1 pseudogene is annotated in these 1,323 nt (G+C 43.0%); it reads right to left on the bottom strand.

The features are described from left to right. Positions 1-1,099 precede the first annotated feature (1,099 nt). Positions 1,100-1,323, bottom strand: a pseudogene (tuf, locus tag IY568_RS24370) (elongation factor Tu); the annotation flags it as partial.

Genomic DNA, 1,323 nt, shown 5'->3' with positions numbered 1-1,323 from the left:
AATCGAATTGACTGTTATAGTCACTCAGTTCAGTTGAGACTCTAAATTTTTGTGCGTCATTCAGTAAAACTGAAATCCGCTGTTAGAACTCAATCTGTACGAGTGCCCACACAGATGATTGCTTCATATTTTTAAAGAACGGTGCGACTTAATGTCGCCGCGCTGTTAGCGCTGAGGGTTGTGCATTCTAATCACTTCCCATTTTATGTCAACACTTAATTTTGAAAAGTTTCAGAATCAAGTTTTATTTGACTCCCAACTCGTTGGCTCGTTGCTTTTCAGCGTTGTGCCCCGTGTCGGTGGATGCGCATTATAGGGAAATCGAAACCCAGCGCAACCCCTTTTTTGAAGAAAAGTGAGAAAAACAATGCGTTCGGACAAAATTACAGCAAAAAGCGCATTTTTGACTATTTACCGAGCTAAAACCTGTCCGGGATAACGCATGAACATCCAATATTACTTTCTACTGGATGCCTAGCCGTATTTTACATTGCATAAGGATTGCAAATGGCCGACAAAAATTGTTCAGAATATTACTAAAAGCTATGACAGGCTAGAAGAGCGGACTCGACCATACGTAAGTGGGTGAGGAAAATTATTCAGAAACCATTACCAAGATGCGCGATGGGCTCCACTACATGGATGTGCTTCCACACTGAACCATCCATTCTCATATTTCAGGCATTAAAAAAGGCCGCCTAAGCGACCTTTTTCAAAGTGTTACTGTAATCTGTAGATTATTCTACGATTGTAGCTACAAGCACCAACATTACCCTGTAGAGAGAGCCATCTATCGTGCAAAGGGCTAATGACACAGTGCTTGCACTGGCATTTCCTTTGCGCAAGGTGAAATGAGCCAGTTTAACTGAACGCCCCACTTTTCTCATATTTCAGGCATTAAAAAAGGCCGCCTAAGCGACCTTTTTCAAAGTGTTACTGCAATCTGTAGATTATTCTACGATTGTAGCTACAAGCACCTACATTACCCTGTGGAAGGCGCCACCTTCACATGATGGCTTTCACTCAGGCATTAAAAAAGGCCACGCTCTTTATTAGAGAATGGCCTTTTTCACAATGCTTATTGCATCACTACTGTTGATTACTCAACGATAGTTGCTACAACACCAGCACCTACTGTACGGCCACCTTCACGGATCGCGAAACGTAGACCTTCGTCCATCGCGATTGGAACGATCAGCTCAACAGTCATCTTGATGTTGTCACCAGGCATTACCATTTCTACGCCTTCTGGAAGCTCAACGTTACCAGTTACGTCAGTTGTACGGAAGTAGAACTGTGGACGGTAGCCTTTGAAGAATGGAG

The sequence above is a fragment of the Pseudoalteromonas sp. PPB1 genome, assembly GCF_015356275.1.
In the GTDB taxonomy this organism is placed as follows: Bacteria; Pseudomonadota; Gammaproteobacteria; order Enterobacterales; family Alteromonadaceae; genus Pseudoalteromonas; species Pseudoalteromonas rubra_D.
The sequence above is the reverse complement of the archived record's forward strand: the minus strand, read 5'-3'. Positions and strand labels throughout refer to the sequence as shown.